16 protein-coding genes are annotated in these 22,750 nt (G+C 33.2%); 5 read left to right on the top strand and 11 right to left on the bottom strand.

Features of this window, described 5'->3' with window-relative positions; genetic code table 11:
* Positions 1 to 18: 18 nt before the first annotated feature.
* Together C8P67_RS00745 and C8P67_RS00750 are read right to left on the bottom strand one after the other, a co-directional pair.
* Complete coding sequence (locus C8P67_RS00745; protein ID WP_115809359.1) at positions 19 to 642, bottom strand: response regulator; 624 nt, start codon at positions 640 to 642, stop codon at positions 19 to 21.
* Positions 639 to 2,507, bottom strand: a complete 1,869-nt coding sequence (locus C8P67_RS00750; RefSeq protein WP_170141383.1) for a sensor histidine kinase — start codon at positions 2,505 to 2,507, stop codon at positions 639 to 641. The genes C8P67_RS00745 and C8P67_RS00750 overlap by 4 nt, the downstream gene beginning before the upstream one ends.
* 395 nt (positions 2,508 to 2,902) lie before the next feature.
* On the opposite strand from C8P67_RS00750, the gene C8P67_RS00760 reads away from it, so the two are divergent.
* The 3 genes from C8P67_RS00760 to C8P67_RS00770 all read left to right on the top strand — a co-directional run bounded on the left by C8P67_RS00760 (position 2,903) and on the right by C8P67_RS00770 (position 6,355).
* Positions 2,903 to 3,775 (top strand): hypothetical protein, encoded by an 873-nt coding sequence (locus C8P67_RS00760; protein ID WP_115809365.1) that lies wholly within the window; start codon positions 2,903 to 2,905, stop codon positions 3,773 to 3,775.
* A 116-nt stretch (positions 3,776 to 3,891) separates the two neighbouring features.
* Positions 3,892 to 4,335: a hypothetical protein gene (locus tag C8P67_RS00765; protein WP_115809367.1), complete on the top strand. Its 444-nt coding sequence runs from the start codon at positions 3,892 to 3,894 to the stop codon at positions 4,333 to 4,335.
* Between the two features lie 238 nt (positions 4,336 to 4,573).
* Positions 4,574 to 6,355: an AMP-dependent synthetase/ligase gene (locus C8P67_RS00770; RefSeq protein ID WP_115809369.1), complete on the top strand. Its 1,782-nt coding sequence runs from the start codon at positions 4,574 to 4,576 to the stop codon at positions 6,353 to 6,355.
* Positions 6,356 to 6,435: 80 nt separating this feature from the next.
* On the opposite strand, the gene C8P67_RS00775 is transcribed toward C8P67_RS00770, so the two are convergent.
* Complete coding sequence (locus C8P67_RS00775; RefSeq protein WP_115809371.1) at positions 6,436 to 7,491, bottom strand: hypothetical protein; 1,056 nt, start codon at positions 7,489 to 7,491, stop codon at positions 6,436 to 6,438.
* A gap of 398 nt (positions 7,492 to 7,889) precedes the next feature.
* Between C8P67_RS00775 and C8P67_RS00780 the strand changes: the two genes are divergently transcribed.
* Positions 7,890 to 11,003 carry a DUF6493 family protein gene (locus C8P67_RS00780; RefSeq protein WP_115810082.1) on the top strand — a complete coding sequence of 1,038 codons (3,114 nt, stop codon included), beginning with the start codon at positions 7,890 to 7,892 and terminating at the stop codon, positions 11,001 to 11,003.
* Between the two features lie 5 nt (positions 11,004 to 11,008).
* Complete coding sequence (locus C8P67_RS00785) at positions 11,009 to 12,337, top strand: SWIM zinc finger family protein (protein ID WP_115809373.1); 1,329 nt, start codon at positions 11,009 to 11,011, stop codon at positions 12,335 to 12,337.
* Positions 12,338 to 12,396: 59 nt separating this feature from the next.
* Here C8P67_RS00785 and C8P67_RS00790 read toward each other — a convergent pair whose 3' ends face one another.
* The 8 genes from C8P67_RS00790 to C8P67_RS00825 form a co-directional block, all read right to left on the bottom strand.
* Positions 12,397 to 13,455: a nucleotidyltransferase domain-containing protein gene (locus tag C8P67_RS00790; protein ID WP_115809375.1), complete on the bottom strand. Its 1,059-nt coding sequence runs from the start codon at positions 13,453 to 13,455 to the stop codon at positions 12,397 to 12,399.
* Positions 13,455 to 15,449 (bottom strand): AAA family ATPase, encoded by a 1,995-nt coding sequence (locus C8P67_RS00795; RefSeq protein ID WP_115809377.1) that lies wholly within the window; start codon positions 15,447 to 15,449, stop codon positions 13,455 to 13,457. The genes C8P67_RS00790 and C8P67_RS00795 overlap by 1 nt, the downstream gene beginning before the upstream one ends.
* A 6-nt stretch (positions 15,450 to 15,455) precedes the next feature.
* Positions 15,456 to 16,202, bottom strand: coding sequence for a nucleotidyltransferase domain-containing protein (locus tag C8P67_RS00800; protein WP_115809379.1), 747 nt, complete (start codon positions 16,200 to 16,202; stop codon positions 15,456 to 15,458).
* Positions 16,203 to 16,283: 81 nt separating this feature from the next.
* Positions 16,284 to 17,096, bottom strand: a complete 813-nt coding sequence (locus C8P67_RS00805) for a hypothetical protein (RefSeq protein WP_115809381.1) — start codon at positions 17,094 to 17,096, stop codon at positions 16,284 to 16,286.
* A 115-nt stretch (positions 17,097 to 17,211) separates the two neighbouring features.
* Positions 17,212 to 18,012: a TatD family hydrolase gene (locus tag C8P67_RS00810; RefSeq protein ID WP_115809383.1), complete on the bottom strand. Its 801-nt coding sequence runs from the start codon at positions 18,010 to 18,012 to the stop codon at positions 17,212 to 17,214.
* 293 nt (positions 18,013 to 18,305) lie between these two features.
* Positions 18,306 to 19,727, bottom strand: a complete 1,422-nt coding sequence (locus C8P67_RS00815) for an RtcB family protein (protein WP_115809385.1) — start codon at positions 19,725 to 19,727, stop codon at positions 18,306 to 18,308.
* 61 nt (positions 19,728 to 19,788) lie between these two features.
* Positions 19,789 to 20,319 (bottom strand): SMI1/KNR4 family protein, encoded by a 531-nt coding sequence (locus C8P67_RS00820; protein ID WP_115809387.1) that lies wholly within the window; start codon positions 20,317 to 20,319, stop codon positions 19,789 to 19,791.
* 870 nt (positions 20,320 to 21,189) lie between these two features.
* Positions 21,190 to 22,707 carry a TROVE domain-containing protein gene (locus tag C8P67_RS00825; protein ID WP_115809389.1) on the bottom strand — a complete coding sequence of 506 codons (1,518 nt, stop codon included), beginning with the start codon at positions 22,705 to 22,707 and terminating at the stop codon, positions 21,190 to 21,192.
* Positions 22,708 to 22,750 lie beyond the last annotated feature (43 nt).

Here is a 22,750-nt window from a genome sequence, read left to right on the forward strand (position 1 = left end):
ATTCAGAAGCCGTTGCAGTTAAAAAATATAACCTAATTCTTTTGCTTTATTAAGAAGAGTAACAATAGAATTGACTTCTAATTTGCGCATACAGTTTTTTCGATGCGTTTCAATCGTATATTCGCTCAAAATAAGCTCATTACCAATCTCTTTTGATGTTTTTCCTTGGGCAATAAGAGATATAATTTCAACCTCGCGTGCACTCAGATGAAACTTATCTTTTTTTACAATATCTCCAGCTGCATCCAGCGAAGGAAAGAAAACATCATTTTCCTTTATCGTTTTAATCGCTTCTATCAATTCAGTGATTTCGAAATTTTTAGACAAATATCCTTTTGCACCAATATTTTTTAATTTTCTTATTAATTCAATATTTTCATATTGGCTGAGCATCAAAATTGAAACAGCAGGATATAGTTCTATAATTTTTTTTGCAGCATCAATTCCGTTTAATTCGGGCATATTTATATCGATTATCACTAAATCAACCGTGTTATTCTGCAAAAACTGAAGGAGCTGTACTCCGTTATAAACTTCACTGATTATTTTCCCCAAATTATTAGTGGCAATAATGTGATTTATACCCGAAATGATCAGCTTGTGATCATCTGCAATAACAATATTATAATTCAGTTCTGTCATATTAATGGAATTTCTATAATTATTGAAGTCCCTTTTTTATTGCTTTCCAAAGTAATTATTCCTTTTAAAAATGCAACTCTGGACTTCATATTTTCTAGACCGCTGCTCTTAAACTCTTTTTCAGTATTAAAACCAATACCGTTGTCTTCAATCATTAGCAGGAGCGAGCCGTTTTCGGAAATTAATTGTATTGAAATCTTTGAAGCCATAGAGTGTTTCAATGCATTTGTACACGCTTCCTTAATAATTCTGGTCAGCTGCGTCTGAATTTCGGGCAGAAAAACATCGGAGTCACTAACGTTTGTAAACAGCTCGAATTCAACATTTTTTACATTTTTTCTATAAAAAGAAACCTGATTTTCTACTGTATCAATAAAATTAACATTAAATTCTGTCGGCTTCATAAAGTAACTTAAATCTCTGACTTTTTCGTATAATGCTTTTACATTTTCAAGTATATGTTCCTGCTGCAGCAAAGGTATATTACTTTCCAGCAGATGATTTTCAAGCTGCAGTCTAAGACCAGTTATGTCACTACCAATTTCATCATGAATATTTCGTGCAAGCCTTTCCTGCTCTTTTGATTCAATCGTAAGCATTTTTTTAGACAAATCATCGTTTTTTCTAATCTCGGAAATTATTTTCGAAGCAGCTTTTTCTTTATCCAGTTTAAACTTGTAGATAAAGAAAATAGTAAGAAATGAAACTTCTATAACCGCACCGTTTATCAGATTTCCCGGTCTGAATATTGGCAGACTTGCTAGATTTAAAGTATTCAGTAAATAACCAAGAAAACCATAAAACAGGAATACAAACGACAATCCAAATAACAAGAAAAATTTAATTTTAAATCGAATCCCAATGATAACTGAGACCATCATAAATCCAACTATTACGTATATCATAGAATTGATTAGAACGTTCACAAACTGAATAAAATAATAGCTTTGACGGAATACAAAACTATTTACAAAAACTAAAACTGCACTCAGCAGTAATGTGTAATTTAAATAATTCAGAATCAAATTCAGTTTTGGAAAATTTTTAGGAAACTCTACAAAAATCTGAAAGACCTTGACATAAAAAAATATCGAAACTGCTATATAAAAATCTTTGTTGATGAAACTCCAAAAAGTAAAAAAGGCGTTCGGAATTTCGAGAGAATCAAAGTGGAAATCGGATAATTGAAACAGTACAACAAAGAAAATATAAAAAACATTGTATAAATATATTCTCCTTCTCAAGATTACAAACAGACACAGATTGATGAATACAATTAATAATAAAATTCCAAAATACTTACCCATCAAGTAGCTGAATTCCAGTTCGAAGGTTAAAAATTCCTCGACGGTTTTAATACCTGTGGGAAAATAAATGTTTTTATTAACTGTCGGTGTTACTTTGACAAACAAAATTTTACTTTGATCTGCATCTAAATAAAAAGGGAACGAAATACTTCTTACCGGATAAGCACGCGCATCTAGATCCTCATGCATAGAGGCCTGATCCAGAAAAACAAGTTTATTATTTTTGAATTCGTAGAGCGAAAAAGACAAAGCATTATTATAAAAACTCCAAAGCATTTTTTGGTTTATCCCTGAACCATTTTTAACAGCAACAGCCAGCCAGTAACTGCAGGTAGAAATTCCAGAACTAAACGCTTTCTCTGGTTCAGGATGCTGAAATTTTCCTGCCTTAAAATTCTGAAGTACTTCTGATAATGAAAACGAATTGCAATCTTCTATATACTGATAATAATGCGACAGATGATGATAATCATTATTATACACATACGTTTTAAGCGGAGATGCATTTACAAATCCAATGAAAAAAAAGGCAAAAAGCAAATATAAATTTCTAGTCATAAGCAAATTTAAACTTTTTTTTCCTAGAAAAAATACCTCCAAACTTGTATTATAACTGCTAGTCTGCAGTATAGAAAACTTGCTTCTGACCTCGAATTTGCAGACATTTTTTATAAAGAAATATAAAAAATAATCTACAGCAATATTTCCAAAATTCATTTTAGTATTCCGAATATAAATATGTTCAAAAAAAGTCCAGCGTTATAAATTCTATTCTGTTTTTTTATTAAATTTTGAACTATATTCGCCAAAAAAAGAAAAGGTATCACAAGCAAATAAGACTTTACTATTAAATTTTTATTTGCAAGCCAACCCGCCTTCTGTAACACTTGAGATGGGTTTTTTATTAAGGATTTCAGTTTCAAATCAAAAAAATAATTTTAAAAAAGCCCCCAATGATTTTTTTTAAAAAAACTCTTTTAGTTTTAAGTTTTCTGCTCTTTATCAATGCTGTATCAGCACAGTCTGCTGATTTCTCAATCCGAACAAATCCTCTGCTTGAATTGGGTGTAAACGCCCAGCTGCTGCGATTGAAAGGATCTGTAAAAGAAATGCAGGAACATAAATTCACAACGGATATTCAAGGCCGTACAACAAACGATTCAGCATCTGTAAGTAATCAATATAGATTTGACCAGAATGGCTTAATTAAAGAAATAGAGGAAACATTTAAAAATTCATTAACAAAAAAGAGTTTCTTCAGTTACACTAACAAAGGTTTTGTATCGCATATCGATATTGAGACAACTATTTTAACAAACGAAACAGATACAACTGGAAACGCCCAAGAAAAAGATCCGATATTTTCTGCGGTGGATTATAAATATGTTCAAAAGAAAAATATTCTGTTTAAAGGAGAAGATTTACTCGAAGGGATGCCTAAAAAAGTAACTGCCAGAAAGGAATATTTTTATCATTTTAATGATTATAATCAAATTTTTCAGATCGATTACCAAACTACCGATTTGGTAAGCCAATACAATTATGACTCTAACGGACTGATAAAAGAATCATTAACTTCAAAATCGGGAGTTGCAGCTTACAAAACAATTTACAAGTATGACCGCAACAACAGAGTCATTAACATGATAACTATCAATTCAGGCAATACAACTAAGTTTCCAAATCAAGAAACAGTTATCACTTATAAACTTGATTCTAATGGAAATGCAATTGAGAAAAAAATAAAAAATTATCAGTATTCTCCAAAAGGAACCAAAGAATTTATGGAAGGCTATTTATATCTGTACAATTACACTTATTTGTAGTTTTTAATTCCAAATTCTGTTTTATCTTAGCTTACAATTCAACAATAAATACATAACCACAATTAAAAAGTAATTCCCATTGCTCTTTAATTTTTTTCTAAAATTAACCTACATCCATGAAAAACTTTACCTTACTGCTTACTGCACTTGTATTGAGTGCGGCACATTCTTTTGCCCAAATCAAAGTGACAAAGATTAAAAGTGACAAAAAAGATCACTATATCGCAACGGTTATCGGCTACCCAATTACAGGTTTATACACTTATGTAAATCAATTAGCGCCTACAACAATTCTTAATGAAGATGGAACCGGAATTATGCAAAATGAAGATCTAACTAAAGAGAATATTATTTGGGGAATAGAATGTTCCGAATCTGGAATTCCTATTTTCAAAGAAGGTTTTAATAGTGCTTCTTATTCTTTTTGGTATAAAAAAAGCAGTACTTCAAATTCTAAAGCTGCAGACGAAAACCAATGGTCTTCCCAGTCATTTTCTATTCATTATGACAAAAAGAAAATATACATTTCGGGTGAACGGGTAAAAGAATATGTAGAATAACAGCCGAAGAAGAAAACACTGTAAAACCTTGAAACACTTCTGTTTTATAATTATTCAGCAAAATAATTAAAGCCGTTTTGTTCTATTTATTAATCTAATTCATTCAAATCTGCTAATTTCAAGAAAACGATTTCGCTGATTACCAATATTGTAATCATATTGGTAATAATAAATCTTTCGAAAGTAAAAATTATTATTAATTTTTATTTAATTTGCGATAGAATTTAATAATCTCATAATGATAACCATCAATCGTCTTTTTGATTTTCCATACTATCAGCTAGAAAATTATAATAAACCAGATGCTTTAGTAACAAAGCAAAATGGGGTTTGGACAGCAACTTCAACTCAAGAATATATTGATAAAGCCAATGCAGTTTCTAGAGCATTGCTGAGAATGGGTGTGCAGAAAAATGATAAAATAGCCATCATCTCCAGTAACAACAGAACCGAATGGCATATTATGGATGTTGGTATTTTACAAACTGGTGCGCAGAATGTTCCTGTTTACCCAACCATTACCGAAGATGATTATGAGTATATCCTAAATCATTCGGAGGCCATATATGTATTCGTCTCGGATGCAGAATTAGTAAATAAAATCAACAGCATAAAAGCGAAAGTTCCTTCTCTGAAAGATGTATTTTCTTTTAATGAAGTTGACGGATGCAAAAACTGGAATGAATTATTGGAACTTGGTAAAGACACAAGCAATCAGGATGCTGTCGAAGATCGAAAAAACAGTGTAAATCCAGAAGATTTAGCCACCATCATATATACATCAGGAACAACCGGAAGACCGAAAGGTGTCATGCTTTCGCATAAAAATATTGTTTCGAATGTTTTGGACAGTGCCGACAGAATTCCTTTTAATGCAGGTGTTAGCCGTGCTTTGAGTTTCCTGCCTATCTGCCATATTTATGAGCGAATGGTGACTTACATTTATCAATTTTACGGCTGTTCTATTTATTTTGGAGAATCAATCGAAAAAATATCTGATAATATCAAAGAAGTAAGACCATCAGTAATGACTGGTGTGCCAAGGCTTATTGAAAAAGTTTACGAAAAAATTATTGGCAAAGGAACTGAACTTACAGGAATCAAAAAGAAACTTTTCTTTTGGGCTGTTGGTGTCGGCTTAAAATACGAACCTTACGGCGTTAACGGTTTTTGGTATGAACTGCAGTTAAAACTAGCCCGTAAATTAATTTTCAGTAAATGGAAAACGGGTTTAGGAGGTAATTTAGATTTAATTGTAAATGGAAGTGCTGCACTCCAGCCAAGATTAGCGAGAGTTTTTGCCGCTGCAGAAATATACATTATGGAAGGCTACGGATTATCTGAAACTTCACCTGTGATTTCTGTAAATGATTTTAGAAACAAAGGTTTTAAAATAGGAACTGCCGGTAAAATCATTAATAATGTAGAGATAAAAATTGCCGAAGACGGCGAAATTCTCTGTAAAGGCCCTAATGTTATGATGGGGTATTTTAAAGATCCTGAAAAAACTGCCGAAGCTATAATTGATGGTTATTTCCATACGGGAGATATCGGGAATGTGGATAAAGACGGATTTTTATCAATTACCGACAGAAAAAAAGAAATGTTCAAAACATCGGGAGGAAAATATATTGCTCCGCAGCTTATTGAAAACACTATGAAACAATCCCGTTTTATAGAACAGATAATGGTAATTGGGGATGGCGAAAAAATGCCTGGCGCATTCATTCAGCCGAGTTTTGAATTCGTTAAAGAATGGGCTAAGTTACACGGAATTGATGCTGGAAAAACCAATGAGGAAATCATTTCTAATCCAAAGGTAATTGACCGAATCAAAGAAGAAGTAGATCATTTAAACACCAAATTCGGAAATTGGGAACAAATCAAACGTTTCGAATTAACACCGGATGTATGGTCTATAAACGGCGGACACCTCACTCCTACTTTAAAACTGAAACGAAAGATCATTAAAGAAATTTACAAAGATCTTTATGCTAAAATATACGGTAACAATAATTAAATCAAAACCGCTCTAATTATAAACATTAGAGCGGTTTTTTTATTTGAAAAGTAAGCAAAATTATCTCATCCTTAATCCGTCTATTTTACCAAAACAGCATTTATTTTATCGTTAGTAAATTTATATTTTTCAGTAAAATTTAAATTATCGAGTCCTGACTCAAAAACCTTGTGTTCCGAATTAATATCATTGCCGTCCAATCCAAATGATGCTATATAAATTTTATTATCAGCAATATTAATATTCAATGAATTATAGCCGCTAATTTCTTTGATAAGATTACCATTCTTCCATACTTTACCTATAAAAGTATACACGCGTGTGTTGATATCAGTGCCGCATACATAAACATCTGAACCATTAACGAATAAAGCATTAGCCTGTGAATAATTCTCCACATCTGACAGCGCAGTGCCAATAGTATTTTTCCAAAGCATGGCAGTCGATTTTGTCGAATTTCTTATATTTCCTGATGCAAAAACTCCCTTGTCATCTACATAAATATCTGTGGCAATACTCTCAAAATCATCGTCACCAGAATATAAAATAGTTTCTTCTTTACCAATTTTCCAGATTATTGCTGTTTTTTTGCCATCAATCTCTTTATAACCTGCAGCATAGACATCATTATTATAAAGACAAATAGCATTCACTTCTGAAATTTCATCACTCAAATGGATAGCTTGTCCATTTTTCCAGACAGTTGCAATTGAAGTATTCAGCGATCCTTTATATTCGTTTCCAGCAATGTATACATTTCCTTCACTTACAGCTAAATCTCGTGCTTCGACACGATACTTCCCATCAGTTAAGCTTTCAGCTGCATTATTTTTCCATAATTTAAGTACATCATTGCCATTACTCAAAGACTGGGTTCCAGCAACGTATATATCATTATTATAGATGGCAACAGCATTAGCTTCAGATAATCCTTCATTGGATAATACCGTAGGAACACCATCCACCCAAATAGCTGCAAGCCATGAATAATTATTCTCACTGTTACGGTCATATTTACTGCCTACTACATAATATTTTCCGCTGTTAGTTTCTTCTTCTTTTTTTGTTTCTGATGTATCATCGGAACAGGAAACCATTAATTGTGTCATGGCTATTACTAATAATAATTTTTTCATCTTTTATAAATTGATTTGTAAATAAAGCAAACACAATATTACAACTTTTTCCTACTATTAAAATCACTATTTATAATGATTTATGGACTTAAATTACTACCGCAAAAGAATCTAATTCTTGAACAGTAAATGACGAATTATAAAAAACACATACTGCAATAAACATAAAACCACGACTAGTGAGCCGTGATTCCTGATTTTGTATTCATACATTACTCATACACTATCTATGCCTTTGCTATGCTTTATCTATGGGTTTGTCTTGTCTTATTTTTTTAAGTAAAATCAGTAATAAAATTTTAAAAACTTTTGGTCATTTTCAGAAAATACTTATCTTTCTGAAATCAAAATTTAATTTGTTTTTTGAACAATATATAGCATCAAATCTATCATTCAACATGAAAAAGCACTTAAAATACATTGACGGCACTTCTGATAAATTCTGGCAGATTGAAGTTTCTGAAATTAATTATACCGTAACTTATGGTAAAAATGGAACTTCAGGCACTTCGCAGACTAAAACCTTTAATAGTACTGAAGAATGTTTGAAAGCTGCAGAAAAGATTTTGGCAGAAAAAACAAAAAAAGGGTATTCAGAAAGCGGTGAAGTAATTGTTACAGAAAAAATAGATCCGAAGACAGGTAAAATTTCCAATATCAATGAAATTTTAAATGAATATGATGCTTTACTACAACAGAGAAAAACAGAATTACTTTTACCTTTTTTGATAAAAAACTCAAAAGGAAATTTAGATTCACTTCGAAAGCATATCAAAAAAAACAAGCGTTATTGGATGACTTATATCGATCTGTCATTAGAACCTGGTTATAAAAAAACAACCAAGAATAATTGGGATTGGGGAATCCGAGGTGGTGAAAAAATCAAAGAAATTATTACGTTAAGTGCCATTGCAATATTTGATAAAACTGATATTTTATCTTTTGACGAAGCTTTAAATTTTCTTGAAAGAGCAAAAAACAATCCTCAAATTTTAGAAATCTTACTTTGGGCAAAACCCAATTGGATTGAATTTTACCTTCTGGATCGATTTAGAAAATCGGATTGGCTCAATTTTGATTATCAATCTTTGCGCTTTCTTGAAGAAAATAATTTTGTCAATTTTAATCCGGAATTATCTGCATTGTGTCTGTCCCGATTCAATAGCTGGTCAGGTACTATTAAACCTCGTGAATTCATCGATTCTCTGTCGAAAGATAAAATCGCTTATGAAAGAGACATTCCTCAATTATACAATTACGAAACCAATATTCAGAATAGCACTTTTAGAGAAAATAAAAATGCAAGCTATAGAGAACACAATACTTGGTCTATTGCATTTCAGCTGTTAATATCTGAAAACAAATTAGATAAAAAGACTTTTCTAGAAAATGCCATTCTTATACAGACCAAAGAGTGGAATAATAATCTGAAACTGCTATTCAGAAAAAACATAGAAGAATTACAGCCTTCAGCTGATGAATTAATAGCTTTTCAAGAAAATATTTTCACCTTTTTCCATAATTCGAACCCAACAATTACCAATTACGGATCGGAATTAATTAAGAAAATATACGATCATCCAAAGTTTAAAACAAAATCTTATTTTGAATGGCTTGAAGCATTAATGATGCGAAGTGACTGCAAAGCTGCGATAAAAAACAGCATCATGGTTTTGGAAAAATTAAGCAAAAATAATTCAAAACTTAACAAACCAATTGCTGTTTTACTGGCTGATATCTATGTGATTTCCGATTTGAGTCTTCAGGAAAAAGTAACAAAATTAATTCTGAAAATCGGGAATGTCAAAGATGCTGTTTTGAGAGAAAAATTATCAGAGTATGCTTCGTATATGCAGGGAAGCGTCAAATCCAGTCTGAGTAATTTTCTGGATGAGGATGTATTAATTGTAAATGAATCATCATTAAAAAGCTATGAATTCAATCCGGAAAAAGTAAACTTTTTAGTTGAACCCGTTCAAATTCCAAAAGACTGGAACGAAATTTTATTCCTTTACGGACGATTTCTTTCATCAGAAGATGTGCTCGATTCTGAAATTTTATTGAATGTATTTATAGCTCAGAGAAATTTATTCCCAAGTGATTACGAGCAACAATTACAGCCCTATCTGAATCAGCTGCAAAAAAATTATACTGAAAGCGTTCTCAAAAACTACACAAAAAATTTATTAATCAATAAAATTGCAAATAAAAACCTAGTCTATACACTAAACGATAAAGATTATATCACCCTAAAAACACTGCGGTCCATAAAGCCAATGATTGAAAAAGTGATGCAGAAGAACAAAGACAATTCGATTTTACCACTATTGTCATTTTCTACTCATAAACCGCATTGGATTGCTCCGAAAATTTTACTCGAAAGAATTATTGCTTATCAAAAAGCAAATGAAAGCATCGACCCTGTTGATTTGAGTATTGCTATAAGCAGAATGCCACGCGAAAATGTAGAAGAAGCTCTTCCATTACTGGAAAAATTAGATACTGACATGAAACAATTATTGTCTTTTTGTCTGGGAGTTACCAAAGAAATAAGCATCAATTCGAGTTCAGTACTAACCAAATTATTTCAAAAAGCAGTCGGTTCAACTGCAAACACAGAAAAAATTGGATTATGGGCGGTGGCAGCAAGGACTTTTTATCCAACAGAAACCTTTGCAGAATTTGAAAAAACATACTTGAACGGCATTCCTTTTGTAACTTCTCCATTTTTACCTAAAATGGAATTTAAAGAAAAATGGAATGAATGGAAGGACTATAATACCAAAGAAATGGTTCGATCTCCCTCGTGGACTGAACTTCGATTTGATCTATCCGAAGAAAAGACTATACCAGCTCATTTGCTTTACAGTTTAGACACCTTCATAAAAGTTGAAAAAAATGTGTGGTCAGGAAATTACAAACTGCATTCAGCTGAAAATGTCTATCACTGGAACAGCCTGATGCCACAGAATAACGATCCTTTAGCCTGCCTGCTATTGGAAAAATGCTGTCATGTAACGGATGGAACAAATAACGAATTAAAAGGTTTTTTAACTATTGTCAATCGGTCTGGATTTCAGTTTTCGGATATTTCCTTACTCGTTTTTGCCTGCTGTTTCTTTCAGGAAAAGAAAGATATCCGTTTATTAGCCTCAGAAGTTTTGATAAATTTAGTCGAATACCAATCTATCGACATTCATTCATTTGCAGAAAAAAATGCTTTTTTAATTTCAAATAAATACGGAGTTTTACTCAGACTTGTAGAATCCATAATTACTTTAAAAGACATATCACCATTACACAATTCAGCTTTATTTTTACTTTTAGACGGTATTTTCCAAAACTTGGAACTAAAAGAAAAACTGCCAGTGAATTTCAAAAAAATGGTCGAGAATTATGTTGATGTACTGTCAAAAACAAATCAAAAACCTACTGCCAAAACCAAAGCATTTTTTGAAAAACTAAAAGAGAATACCGCTTTGAAAGCATTGGTTAAACAAATTTTAAATTAATTGCAATGAACGATTTACAATATAAATATCAAGGGATTTCAACCCTCAGCAAAGCCAAAGGAATTAACAGCTTGGTTATGGCACATCAAACCGAAATAGAAGAAGTAAATAACATTCCCTGCTTTTTTTGGGGAAGTTTGACCGATCCGTATGTCACTGCAAAATGCTGGAGCATCATCGCAAAAGTGGTCCGCTCCAGTTTTGGGCCAATTCCACCAAGTCTTCGTGACCCAATTGTTTCGGCTGGAGCTGAAAGACTTCGTTTTGAAGGTTTTTCTTCCTGCAATGGCGTTTATGTTCGATTGGATATGAAACCCGAGTCTATTGATGGCGAATTTATTGCCAACGGAACGACCAATGTTGATTTTAATGACCCAATGCTCAATGCCCTGAATGCAATTCAGAAGAATGAAAAAGTAACACTTGCTGTTGGACATCAGGAAGTACAAGTGATTACCCCCAAAACCAAAGTAGTAGAAAAGAAAGTAACCTTGCCAATGCGCTGGATTAAAGGTTTAACAAGCGTTCAATTGTATCTTGCCGATATGGAAATGCAATTTGAACTGACAAAAATACAAACCATTCAATTGTTTCAAAGTTTACCAAAAGGAAATGTGAAAGGCGAATTTTACATAACCAAAAGAGCCGGTAAATTTATGTTTTCAACGCTTCAGACTCCGGATAGTGCCAGAATTGGAGGCATTCACAGATTGCGGTTATTAGAAGGTGTTTTGGCAATTGTAGATAAAATTTACGTTTACGAATCATCAGATAAAGAAACCTGTGCTATAGTCTGTGAATTTGGAAAAATGCAATTACTCATGGCTTTTTCGCCAGATGCCTACAGAGGTTTTTCGGGGGAGGGAAAAGCATTAGAAAATATGTCTGAGAATGTTCCTGTCGAATGGGTTTACGGTTTGAACAGCCTGCTAAAATCGAATGAAACTTTTGATCCCACAATGCTATCAATAGAAAACGACATCGACTTTGGAACCATGAAAAACCTTACCGCCAGCTTGTCTTCAATGGGATTATTAGGTTATGATGTAGCGGAGCGGACTCATTTTTACAGACGACTGCCTTTTAAAACCGAACGAATTTTAAGTTTAAATCCCCGATTAAAAAATGCTAAAAAATTAATCGACAATGAAGACATTGAAATTGTAGTTCGAAAATCAAATTATATTGAGGCCAAAGTAAAAGGTTCCGGTGTGGTACACAAGGTCATTATAGATCATAATTCGCAAAGATGCACTTGTGACTGGTTTACGGCCTATCAGGGGAAACGCGGGATCTGCAAGCATATTCTGGGAGTGAAGATGATGGTTTCCTAAGAGAATTCAGAAAATATAAACCAATGAAAAACGGCTGCCTTTTTAAGAGCAGCCATTTTTTATCTGTATAATTCTCCCCTAATCTCAATCAAAGTCTGAATGGCTTTTTGCTCATTTGGTTTTTCGGGCAGAGTCGATGTTTTATAAAAGTTTTCGATTGAAGCAATTAGATTATCCGCCATTTCAAGTAAATCATCATATTCCTTGTTTCCTGCTTTTATATCGAGTAATTCCTCTCGATTTGAAACCCTGATGTTTAATTTTCCGGTTAAGAGAATCTGTTCAGCGGTCTGCAAAAGCCGAATGGTATGCATCATGTTTTTACTGTCGTAATTTTTTCCGTGCTGTTGATTGGTGTTGTAACGCTCTTCGTTGCGCTTTTCTATCCAATTCCAATATTCGGTGTATTCTTTACAGTATTTGGAGTAACCATCCTGATTGCAGGATAAATAACCGATTAATTTTTCGTTTTTGGGAACAGACGAAAGCGAAACTTCATTGGAGTTGTCTTTCTGAATTATTCCTGTGTAACCTAATGTTTTCTTCTGATCGTAAAACATCGCAAACATTCCTTTGGAGTTGGGCAGATTGACCAAACCAATCTGTTCTCCCTTTAAATTATTTTCCTTTAGAAATTCTAATACCGAAATGGTTTTATAACCTTCCAAAACATAACAAAAATCCAAAAGGCTTTTCTTTTCCTTTGGCAACGGATTTAGGATTTTCTTATTCAGACCTCTAGCCTTTTTGATCTGCGTTACAGCATAACCCGCAAAAGAATCTTTGCAGAGTTTCGACAGAAAATCTTCTAGCTTTAAACGCTCTATCAACGGATGTTTGTACAAAATACAATCTTTCGGCGAAGCCAGAATCTCCAAAATATTAGGATTGTTTTTGAGCAGTAATTCTGTAAAACGACCAATTTCGTAATATACCTCATCATTGGTTTCATTACTAATCTGCGGAATATAATCCAACCCAAAGAATTTTTCTTTTGGCAGATAATAAACGCCTTTTATATCGGTATCAGATGTTGGTGTGTTTAATCCAAAAGACCGGCTTCCCGAGATTACTTCGAAGAGGATTAGGTTTTGGGATTTTAGGTGTTGGATGGTCATTATTTTTGTGTAATAAAATCGTAAATATCTTTTGTTAATTTTTCAATTTCTTTGTTTTTAGATAAAATGTCCCATGAAAAATTTTTATTAAAAACTAACTCACTTAATTCTCTTTTGTTAATTATAGTCCCAAAAGAACCATCTGACTTAACTTCATAAGCAGATTGGTTAAGTATAAATGATGAAGAGCTTTTTCCCATTTTCGTTCTTATTACTTCTAGAAATTCTCCCACATATTTTTTTTCATAATCTGAATATTTTACGTCAGACAATGCTTCTTCAATTTTTAATAAAACTTCAGCTTCATTTGATTTAACCAAGGTTTTATTGCAGAACTCAATGAGAATTTCTTTCCACATTTCATTTGTTAAAAGATTCTCAATCTCTCTAATATTCCAAATAATTTTAGGTTTAAAATTATCCGATTCAGCATTCTGTAAAGCTTCTAATCTTTCAAACTTTTGTTTATTTTTCGTTTTTGTTACTGCATCTGAATCTGCTAGCAAAAATATCTTGTTACTAAGGGATAGAGCTTTAATATCATTAATAACGAATTCTTTTTTTTCATCTTCTATTTCGTCTTCGAAAATATAATGATCAATATTAGAACCTGCATATTCAAAAAATGCAAAATCGATATCCTCTTTTGGATAGGATTTTCCAATCGAATCGCAGTATGATTTTAAAAATGCTTTTATATAATTTCTATCTGATATTCCTTCAACCCAAATACTACAATTTGCCATGAACACTGATGAATTATTTACACCAAGTTCTTTAAGTAATGAATTATCTCCTCTATTTACATTTCTTATAGTAAACTGATTGTCGCCTAAGTCATTATTTCTTATTGAAAATGAATAAATAGAAATATTATCTTTTTCAATTGTTAAGTCTAAAAAATGATTTGAATGAGTGGTTATAACATAAGTGATATTTTTCTTTTTCAAATCTTTATTATTAGTTATTTGTTCTAAAAATAATCTCTGCATTCCTGGATGAAGATTTAATTCAGGTTCATCAATATACATAAATGAATTATCCTCAGCCATAAAAATCTTATACATTAAGATTATTAATGCTTGAATTCCATCTCCCAAATCACAAAGATCCCTAGATTTTATTTCACCTTCAATATCGACACTTATTATTTCATTATCATTTTTTCCATCAAGATTATATTCTTTCTTAAATTCTGCAACAATATCTATTTTTTTTCCATCAAAAAAATTCTCTCCAACAAAGTCTTGAAATTTTTCAAATTTATTTCTAGTTTCTCTTTTAGAATTTCTCGCATTTAGAATTTCTCTATATAAATGTAAACCAGTAAATATTTCAACTTTATTATTTATTTTGTAATTCTTTAAATAAGTATATAAATAAACGTCATCTTCAATCTTAGAATATTTATTTAAATCGGAGTCGAAATTAAATAATGAATGAGCCGATCTTAAAGTAGGAATGTAGTAACTTTTAAAATTTTCATATTCTTTATAAAAATTCTTATCAATTTTATTAAAATTAGATAAATAATCATTTTCTACACCCAAATGTTTTATATTTTGAAGATTTGAAATGTTCCTATTTACAATTGTCAAAAAACTGTCTAATGAAGTCATTTCCAAATTTATTAATTTATTAGCAACCAAAACCTTCACATTTTCCCTATAATATTCTGATTCAGAATAATATGTATTATTGACTCTTTGTTGAAATCTTGATATTGCATCATAGATTTTTACATTCGTTTCCTCTACCTCCATATTATAAATAGGAACAAATTCTCTAATTTTTAAAAGGTCATCAACAGCATTAAATTTATCAAATTCCATTAAATTCCTAATAAATCTACTCTTACCACTATTATTTGTTCCAACTACTATATTAATTGAATTAAAGCTTGGAAGAAAAGATATATTTTGTTCTTCTTCACCTAAGAAATAATCTTTAAATCTTTTTGTGTCTTCTATAATTAAATCAAAAGAATCTTTCATATTTTTTTATTTTATCATCTCCCTAAAAAACAAATCCAACTCCTCAGCCATCTTCTTCCCAATTCCTAACTTACTTGCATTCTCGTGATTAAATTGTACTGTTTCCGGTAAAAAATCAGTAATTAGGTTTTCTTTTGGGTGCAGGTATTTTTCGTTTTGAGTGGCTTTTATTTGTTGTAATTCCAGTATTTTTTTCTGTATGTTTGTCGGTGCGATTGGCAATACATCGGCAAAAGCTACAGGCGGAAATGTATTGTTTTCTATAATCCATTTTCCAGCCAATGCGGTGCGTAAGGCGTAGAAATAACTTTTTAATTTTACTTCTTCCATTTCGCAGACTTCCATGAAATTCTTTGTCGTTCCCAAATAATGGTGCAAAACCGCTATTGGCGAAAAACACGATGTGGCTAATTCCCGCATTTGCTTTGCAAAAACTTCATTCTCATAATACACCACAGGCGAAAACAGCCATTCCATCAAAGGTGCGTTTGATTTTGCTAACAATTTTACGGCTTTCCGTAAATCCCAACCGGAACCATCAAGATCGTCTTCGGTCATGAACTCGATTACGTCGGGCTTTTCCCAAAGTGATAAATAATACTCGGGTTTGTGTTTGTATATAAAACGGATATCATAGTCGCTGTCCGGAGAAGCAAATCCCCAGGCACGGCTTCCTGATTCTACAGCAAAAAGTATTTCTACATCTTTCTGTTTTTCTATTTCCTTTAATTTATCGAGTATTTTCTTTTCCATATTCTTTTCAAATTAATCCAAATAAGACCTAACAGGTTTTCGAAACCTGTTAGGAAAACAAATTCTATTCTTACCTCATTTTCAAACCAAAAAATCCGAAACCAAACGCTGTTTGAATCGGTCAATGGGTTTCAAATCGACATTGGTCTCGCCATTGAAAATATCAAAAGGATCGTCCAGACCGCTAATCAATAAATACAGATAGCAAAATATAAAAGTGATGGCCGAGGTCACCAGATAATCGGCAGACGGGCTTTTGAATTTAGTAATCAGCAACAGCGACATCACTATAAACAATATGCTTTGAAGCAAAGTGTACGCAGGCTTTATAAAGTTGTTTCTCGAAATCGAATAGGCACGCGTGAGCTGTTTCCGCATGGCATTGGTGTTTTCCTGAATACCTTTTATGGCTTCTTTATCGACACCTCTTTCGGCAAAATAGTAGGCAATTTCATTCGACTTACGAATCAGCGGAAAGATAACCGTAGAATCTTTGCCGCTGGAATAAATCCATGAAATAATACCATCGGTAATCGCAAGCATTTCCTGACGCAGAAAAGTGTTGTTTAATTCTTCCCTGCATAAATCGGTAGTTCCAGTTCTCGGTGCACGGAAAGCCAGATAAATCCAATCTTTGATCGCCTCCAGATTAGAAGCCACTTCCCCTGGAATCTTTTCGCTTTCCTTAAAATCTGTCATTGTTGCAGCCAGCAATAACCCGAATACAAAAAACGCTCCAGTGAAAATTATCGTAATATCAGACAGTTCTATCAAGTCATGAAAATCCTGCCCATAAAGCGAAAGATGCTTAAAAATAAAATTTTTGATTCCCAATATGGCTAGTGCGGCAATAAATGACTTTAGGATTATAGTTCTGTTTGATATAAACTTCATGGATTTGTTTTTTTTGACAAAGTAAGAAATATATACATGTCCTGTTCTATACTGCTATAAAAAAATGGACACTTTCTATAATTTCTTTCAATCCAGCCAACCGAATTGAATAGCACTAAATTCCAAAAAACTTCCTAGCATTGCCAGTTGTTTCTTCTGCCACTTTATCTAAAGAAATTCCTTTAAATTTAGCAACAGTTCCCGCTACAAAAGGCAGAAAAGCAGGTTCGCATCGGCGTTCGTGGTATTTTTTCAACAGATTACTCGGTGTGTTTTTCGGGAGCATGAAAGGCGCATCGGTTTCGATCATTATTCGGTCAAGCGGAACGTATTGAATCACTTCTTTCAAATGATCAAAACGTTTACTGTCTGAAATGGCTCCAGTAAAACCAAGATACAAGCCGTTATTGAGATACATCTTCGCTTCCTGCAGACTTCCTGTAAAACAATGCACAACGGCTTTGGGTAATTGCGGCAAATATTCATTTGTAATACTCATAAATCGTGTAAAAGCAGCTCTTTCGTGTAAAAACAAAGGTTTCTGAACTTCGATGGCCAATTCTAATTGGGCTTTATAACACACTTCCTGAATATTTCTGGGCGAAAAATCACGGTCAAAATCGAGTCCGCACTCGCCTACTGAAACTATGTGTTTCTGCGTTAGTAAATTCCGCAGTTTTGAAATGCTCTGTGCGTCAAAACTTTTCGCATCATGCGGGTGGATTCCCGCCGTGGCATATAATACGCCTGGATACTGCCTCGCTATTTTAGCGGATTCTTCGCTGTTTCTTACGCTTGTACCTGTCAGTATCATCTGCGATACATCGGCATCTAAAGCGTTTTGTACGACATCGTCTATGTCGTTTTGGAATTGCTTATTCGTTAAATTAATTCCGATATCTATATATGTATTCATTTTTTTTAAAGTTTCTAAGGTTCTGAGAGGCTGAGATTCTAAGTTTTTTTGCTCTCATTTAGCTTAAATTATTTTTTTATTTTTTGGCCATTAAGGCGCTGGGGCACTAGTTTTTTACACCCTGTTTTGTCATTCCGACGTAGGAGGAATCTCATCAAGTAATTCCGCAATCAAAATTCCCAATCTTTGTTGAGTCTCTAATGTGATTCCTCCTACGTCGGAATGACATAAAATAAGAATACGTTGTGTTAGTTAGACGCACTACAGTGCGTCTCTACACCGATTACTGATTATTAATCCTCACGGCTTCCATCATCAGCCATTCTAACCATTTTTGGTGTGAACTTGGCGACTACGTCTACCAAATCCTGTTGTGCTTCCATCACAAGATTGATATCTTTATACGCCATTGGGGCTTCATCGAGACCAGCACCAATTAAGGTAACTCCGTAGTCTTTCAGAATAGTTTGCATCTCGGTTTGAGTAATAGTCTTTATTGCCTGGGTTCTGCTCATTTGTCTTCCAGCTCCATGTGAAGCCGAATTAATCGCGTTCTCCTCGCCTTTTCCTCTCACCAAAAATCCCGGTGCGGTCATACTTCCCGGAATGATTCCCATCACGCCTTTTCCGGCTGGTGTAGCTCCTTTTCTATGCACGATCACTTCTTCGCCATTCCAGATTTCTTTCCAAGCGAAATTATGGTGGTTTTCTACTTTGGCTAAAATCGATGCGCCCAAAGCTTTCTCCATTTTGTTATGGATAATCTCATGACAGGCCGAAGCATAATCTCCCGCAAGGTTCATCGCAATCCAGTATTCCTGACCTAATTGTGAATTCATATCCAAGTAGGCTAAATTTCTCGCTACTTCTGGAAGTTTACATACGTCTTTGGCAATTTTGGTATAATGTCCTGCGATGGTAGCACCCATTCCGCGTGAACCGGAATGTGTCAATAAAGCGACATATTTTCCTTTTGGGATATTCAAAACAGCATCGTCTTTGGCAAATTCCATAATTCCGAACTCGACAAAATGATTTCCGCCACCTGAAGAACCTAATTGCGACCAGGCTTTATCCTTCAAATTCTTGACAAACGGATTCATATTAAAAGCATCATTCTCCAAAACCGCATGATTTGATTTGTACTGACCGTGAAATCCGTGACCCGCTCCAAACTTGGAATGCGCAATTAATTCTCTTTTGAATTTAGCCTCATTTTCGAGATAAAAATTCTCAGGAATATCATAAACCGACAAAGCCATTCTGCATCCAATATCAACTCCCACTCCATAAGGAATAATAGCGTTTTTGGTTGCCAAAACGCCTCCAATCGGCAGTCCGTAACCTTGATGCGCATCGGGCATTAAAGCGCCTGCGACCGTAACAGGAAGTTTCATTGCCACTTCCATTTGTTTTCTGGCACCGTCTTCGATATGATCTAATCCATAAGCCGAATATGCATTCGGATTTTGATTTAAAGCAATGAAATCTTCAGGTTTTTCATTCGCTTTTTCAATCAGTGCTATTACTAATGGGCTGAAAACTTTATCGTCTATAAAATTTTCCGGAGCTTCTAAAACGTTTTTATAATTGGCAATCATTTCGTCTCTTGTAAATCCGTTTCTTTTGTTATTTATTTTTAAGGCAATTCCAATTATTTTTCCTTCAGGATAGCCTAATTCTATTATATCTGTACCGTTTATTTGTGTTTTCATTTTTGTTATTTTTTTAAGGGACAAAGGTTGTTTTGTACTGCGTAATTATTTTGCGTAGTTTCTAATATCTCAAAAACTCATTCTTTAAATATTCTTCCAAATTATTACCATATATAATTATATCAGCCCCCCAAGCTGAAATAACGGGAGACAGATATTTATTTTTAAAAACGACAAGTATCCTATGATAATAAATTGGTATGTATCCCACAACTTTAGAAACATCAAATCCAGCTTCAGTTAAAGCTTCTTCTACAAACATCATATTTGCATTTATATCCTCAAACAAATGTTGTACTTTTTCAATATCTCTTGGGTACTGATAAAAAAAATTATGAAATTCAACTTCAACTTCTCCATCTGGATCGATTGAAATCTCTTGGGTATCTAATCCACCAATATTTAAAAGCATTTCTCTGTATTCCCAAGGAAAATCAAATCCAAAAATTGTTTCTAATTTATCAATCTCTTTTCTGCTGATGCCCTTTAAAAATTTGGTATTTGGCTGTATTTGAAATCCATAAACGTCATTTTGAAGTTTATTCTTTTCAAAGATTTTTTCAGCTTTATATTTTATTTCTTTGATTGTCATGCTTTCTTATATTTTTATTCTTTATAAATCATTTTGTAAAATTTGCACCGTTCCTACGAAACTTTGCTTTTTGATAATTTTTATAATCCAACGGATTAAAATCCGTTACTACAAAATGAAATCGTTTCTACGAAACTTGATATACTTTCTATAATAAAACAGTACTGATTCTTTTAGAAAAGTTCCAGAGGAACGACCTATGTTGTAGCAACGGATTTTAATCCGTTGAACAAAAGAACCGATCATTATCAAGAGTTCCATAGGAACGATACATTTTTTTAAAAGAGGTTACATGTAGAAATGGTTTAAATTTCATTTTGGTCGAAGGAACCATTTCCTGACGACACTCTTTTTTAAAGAGCAATAGCTTATAAGTGATAATTTAGGATTCGAACCTAATGAAATCAACCAACGAAGTAGCACTTTATAAACGGCATCTTATAATTTGAAAAAGTAATAATTGGCAAGAGTTTTTGATTCCTTAAACGAAGTAACTCTAGGCACACGACATTTTTCAGTTTTAAAAAGAAGTAAAAAGCAATAAGAGAAACGGGGCATGTCTTGCCAGAGTCGAACTGGATAGCCTTGCTGCTTTTACAACTTCGCTATTCCTCCCCAAATGGAGACGAAGTAACTCTTATTTACGACATTCTTTTTATTTTTTAAAACAAGATAACATTCAAAAAGAATCTATATTTCTGCTCTACCTAACTGAGCTACATCTTTAATTTAATTTTAGAGAAAATGAGATTCGAACTCATGACACGAAGAAATTCTTTTCTACGACACTTATTTTTTATTTTCAATGAACTTATCTTTTACAAAGATTTAAATACTGCTGCGCAATTATTCTGCGCAGCAGATTTTAATTTACAATTCTATTCGGTTGATGTAATTCAAAGCACTGCCATTATCTTCTAAAGCATGCAGTACATCAAACACTTTATCCGACCAGCCGGCTATTAAATAAACATCATTTTTCTGAATATTTATTGGCGCTTGACCGTAACCAGCCAAATCAAATAAATACAATTTAGCATTTGGAGCGATATTTTTATATCGGTTCCAAGAATTGGCAAAACTATCTTTGGTATAAGCATTATTCCACATCTGAACATCGGTAAACAGCATTACTTTATCAGTAATTTGTTTTCGCTTTATCAAATCTTCCAAAACCAAATAACCATTGGTAGCGTAACCTACTTCACCTTCGCGTCTGTAGTATTCGTTTACATTTGACAATACGTTTCGTTTTGACATATTAATTATTTTCCAAGTATCACCAAACATACCGCTCACCACATTCTGACAGCGGTTTTGCATTAACATGCCCAGCATCAAACCGATATCGTAAAGCATTACTTTGCTTTTTGGCGAAATGTTTTTTTGCATTGAACCGGAAACGTCACAGGCAATCACAATCGAAGTATTTACATCAAAACCTTTTATGTTTCGAGCACTTATCATTACAGCATCTTCCAAAGCATCTAAAACCATAGTAGTGTACTTGAAATTCATTTCTTTCACTTCGCGGTAAGCTGCTAAAAATCGGAAAGGCAATTGTTTTGAATTCAAAACTGCTTTTTCATTCGAAAGATACTCACAAACTTTCATTACGTGAAAACCGGAAACATTGGCTTCCAATATATTTCGCAGATTTCGCATCAAAGCCATATAACCTACTTTATTGCTATCGATCAATTCCTCCCATTTTTGAGTGAATGCCTTTTGTTTTTCGGCTTCATTCGAGTATTTGAACCGACCCAATTGTGACAACTCGGTTTCCCAAGTATAAGGCGTTGCTAAAGTATCGTTCACAATTTTGTTAAACAATTCTTGCTGCGAATCGTCTTTTGCTTTTGGATGAACCAAAAACAAAGCGTCTTTTAATTTAACAGCACCGTCACGGTTGTATTTTGCAAACTGATACTCATCAAATTTATTGAAAGAAACTGCCAAACCTTTCTGTATTTGTTTCGACAGACGGTTTAATTTTTTAACACCTTTTCGATCATTAGCCATTTGGTAATAAGCCAAAAGTTCTGTTATTTCATCAGCACGCTGCATTACGTTTACAATCATTTTGCTGATTAACGAATCGCCTGAATATATCTTAGCCAACTCAACAATCAAAACTAACGGAACCGAACGCATGTGCATTTCATTACGTGCATAAACCGCAAGCTTGGCTACAAATACTGGATTACTTTTTTGGATTAAAGCTTTTATTCGCTCCAAACGTGTATCTTCTTTTTCATAAAACGAAGCACTTAAACTTGTAGTTACAACTGCTGCGTACAATTCATATTCTGCTGTTAATGGAAAAGCTTTTGCCTTTTCGTGATTAACTATAGCAGTTTTTTCTTTTGATAAAAAATTGAATTTCATAATCTCTGATTTTTAAAATTAGACAATTGGTTATTGTTTTATT

Origin of the sequence: Flavobacterium aquicola (genome assembly GCF_003385115.1) — a bacterium.
Classification (GTDB): Bacteria; Bacteroidota; Bacteroidia; order Flavobacteriales; family Flavobacteriaceae; genus Flavobacterium; species Flavobacterium aquicola.